The organism is Pseudomonas sp. R25(2017) (genome assembly GCF_002112565.1).
In the GTDB taxonomy this organism is placed as follows: Bacteria; Pseudomonadota; Gammaproteobacteria; order Pseudomonadales; family Pseudomonadaceae; genus Aquipseudomonas; species Aquipseudomonas ekonensis.
This window is the reverse complement of sequence record NZ_NEHZ01000042.1, coordinates 1-3,124: the sequence shown is the minus strand read 5'-3', so window position 1 is coordinate 3,124 and position 3,124 is coordinate 1. Positions and strand designations below refer to the sequence as shown.

The 3,124-nt window shown below is 66.0% G+C and carries 3 protein-coding genes; all 3 read right to left on the bottom strand.

From position 1 onward, the window contains the following. On the bottom strand, positions 1-347 hold a 347-nt coding region (locus CAG31_RS27940), incomplete at its 3' end, for a DUF4123 domain-containing protein (RefSeq protein WP_139831443.1). Continuing rightward, positions 337-2,379 (bottom strand): type VI secretion system tip protein TssI/VgrG, encoded by a 2,043-nt coding sequence (gene tssI / locus CAG31_RS27935; protein ID WP_085586968.1) that lies wholly within the window; start codon positions 2,377-2,379, stop codon positions 337-339. The genes tssI and CAG31_RS27940, both read right to left, overlap by 11 nt. A 129-nt stretch (positions 2,380-2,508) precedes the next feature. Continuing rightward, positions 2,509-3,024, bottom strand: coding sequence for an Hcp family type VI secretion system effector (locus tag CAG31_RS27930; protein WP_003226246.1), 516 nt, complete (start codon positions 3,022-3,024; stop codon positions 2,509-2,511). Between the last annotated feature and the right edge of the window lie 100 nt (positions 3,025-3,124).

Below are 3,124 nucleotides of genomic sequence, written 5' to 3'. Positions count from 1 at the left end.
CCGTCCGGCATCTTCACTTGGGTGAGGCTGCGCAGGTGTTCGAAGACTTCGTCCGGTTCGCTGCGGGAGACGGCCAGCCAGCCCCAGTCGAGGGCGTCGGTGGCGGCGATCCAGGGCAGGAACGGGGAGTCGGGCTTGAGTTCGGTGACGTAGGGCATCACCGGTTTCCAGCTGGCGTAGGGGGTGTCGTTCCAGATCGGCACGAGCTGGGTGGCGGGTTCGCTCATGTACAGGGTCTTCAGGCCGTCGGCGTCGCTGGCGGCGCTGATGACCAGGTACAGGCGTTCGCCGCTCTGCAGGGGCTGGCGGGCCAGCCAGTCGCGGGGTGTCAGTCGGTCAGAGGGCACAGGCACCTGCCTTGCATTTTTCGCATTCTTCGCAGAACGGCGCGTTGCGCTTGAGGGTGTTGACCTGCGCCGGGGTGAGCACGGCGCCGGCCTTGTCGGCGTCGGCCTGCTTCAGCGCGCCGGGCATCAGCGGGGCGGCGCCGGTGCCGCTGCCCGGGCCGCCGCCGGAGTTGACGTTGATCGCCGGGCCGCTCAGGGTCACGCCGCCGCCGTCGATCTTGATGAAGCTGCCGCCGCCGACCAGGGTCAGTTCGCTGCCGGCCTCGAGCACGACCTTCAGGCCGCTGCTCAGGTGGATCTCCTGGCCGGCGTCGATGAACTGGCCGGTGCCGATCTTGATGTGCTGGTTGACGCCCACGGTCAGGTGGTCGTCGGCCCGGGCCTCGACCTTGCGGTCCTGGTAGACGGTGTGGTGCTCCTCGGCCTTGAACTCGCTGTAGCTGTTCTTCTCGACGGTGTCGTGGCGCTCGTTGCCGACGCGGATCTTCTGGTCGTGCTCGACGTTCTCGTCCCAGTCGCGCTGGGCGTGCAGGAAGATCTGCTCCTGGCCCTTCTTGTCCTCGATGCGCAGCTCGTTGAAGCCGCCTCCGCCCAGGGAGCTGAGGGTCTTGAAGGTGCTGCGGGTCTTGTTGGCCGGCAGGGCGTAGGGGACGGTGTTCTCCTTGTGGTACAGGCAGCCGCTGACCAAGGGCTGGTCGGGGTCGCCCTCAAGGAAGGTGACCAGCACCTCCATGCCGATGCGCGGGATGGCGATGCCGCCGTACTGGGCGCCGGCCCAGGCCGAGGAAACGCGCAGCCAGCAGGTGGTCTTGTCGTCGGCCTGGCCTTCGCGGTCCCAGTGGAACTGCACCTTGACGCGGCCGTACGGGTCGCAGTGGATCTCCTCGCCCTTGGGGCCTGTGACCACGGCGCTCTGGCTGCCGAGGATGCGCGGCTTGGGGTGGCGCAGGGGCGGACGGTTGGGCACGTCCCACGGGGTGGCCTGGAAGCGGTTGCGGTAGCCCTGGTGGAAGTCGTCCTTGAGCGCCGTGGTGTCGCTGGTCACCGACTCCTCCAGCACCTGCGGCTGCTTGCCTTCGTGGAGGATCTCGGTGAGCAGCCAGAGGTCGTTCCACTGCGCCTTGGGGTGCGCCGTCAGGGCCAGGAAGTGGCCGCTGACCAAGCGCGGCTGGTCGCTCTTGCCCTCGGCGAGGCGGAAGTCGCTGCGGTGGCGCTCAAGGGCGCGCTTGGCCAGGTGCTTGCCGCGCTCGCGGTCGATGAAGCGGCCCGGGTAGTCGTAGTCCTCGAGGTCGGGCAGGGCGTCGCCGCGGTTCTCGCTCTCGAGGGTCAGGCGCGGCTTCTCGAAGTCGTAGTCGCGGCGGGTGGTGCGGCTGGTGCGGGTTTCCAGGCGCAGGTCGAAGCGCTTGACCACCGGGTCGCTGGCGACCATGCCGGAGTCTTGCTGGTAGGCCACGGGCGCCAGTTTCGGGAACACCGTCTGGTCGTCGCCGAACACCAGCTTGTGGGCCGTGGCGCTGTGCTGGAAGTGGAAGTGGATGCCTTCCTCCTCGCACAGGCGCTGGATGAAGTGCAGGTCCGACTCGTCGTACTGCACGCAGTAGGTCCGCTCGGGGTAGACCGAACCGGTCTTGAATGCGTAGGCGTTGGCCTGGATGCCGTGCTCCTCCAGCACCTGGCCGATGATCTTCGGCACGCTGAGGTTCTGGAAGATGCGCTGGTTGACCCGGTGCGCGAGGTAGGCCAGCTGCGGGCGCAGGGTCACGGAGTAGCGGGTCAGGCGCTTGCCGGAGTCGCCTTGCGCGGCGCGGTAGATCAGGCCGTGGATGCCGCTGCCGTCGGGCGACAGCTGCAGGAAGGCCGGTTTGTGCAGCAGGGTCTCGAGGTCCAGCGACGGCTGCTCACTGACCAGTTCCACCTGGAAGGCGAACGGCTCGCTGACGGCTTCGCGGCCTTGCAGGGTGAATACCTGGAAGTCGGCGGAAAGGCCTTCGATGGTCAGGGCAAAATGTGTTTCGTTGGCCGGCGCGAACATCCCTTGTTCCTCGTGCTGCAGCGGCGTGCGCCGGTCATCGCCAAGCGGTCCTGCGCACGCGAAATTCTGGAGGTGCGTAAACAACATCGACCAGCAGGGCTGGTCGATGCGTGTAGCGGTCAGCCGTGGTTAGACGACTGGAGCACGCCAGTCATCGGAACCCGAAGTACCGGATACTTCGTGGGTCCAGGTGATCTTGCGGTAGGTGAACTGCACTTCTTCCAGGTGGGTGAAGTGCGAGTTGCCTGGATCCTGGCAGTTGTGCATCTTGTTGTTGATGGCGACGATGATCGCGTCTTCCAGTTTGGTGGTGTAGTAGTGCTCTTGGGTGCCTTGGGCCGAAGTGCGGTACCACTGGATGACGATTTCGCTCATGCGCTCGCCGGAGGTCAGGGCCGCCTGCAGCAGAGGCGAAGCCTTGTCGTAGACCTTGGTGATGATCACTGGCTTGTGGACGCGCTGGCCGGTTGGCTGGCCGGACTGCGGGTCACGCGGGATGATCACGTCGTGGCTGAACGCCTGAACCATGACCTGGTCTTCGTGACCTTCCTGGTAGGTGTTGCCCACGGAGTCGGCGGTGAAGGCGCCGGCAGTGATCAGGCCTTGTTTTTCGCCGGTGACCGACATGTACGCTGGTGTTGCCATGGGAGGTGCTCCTTGCGGATTGAGTTAGGGTGCCCGGGAGGCGGAATCGCCCGGTGGGTGCCTGACTGTTATCAAGGAGCGTGCCAGAAATGAAAAACCC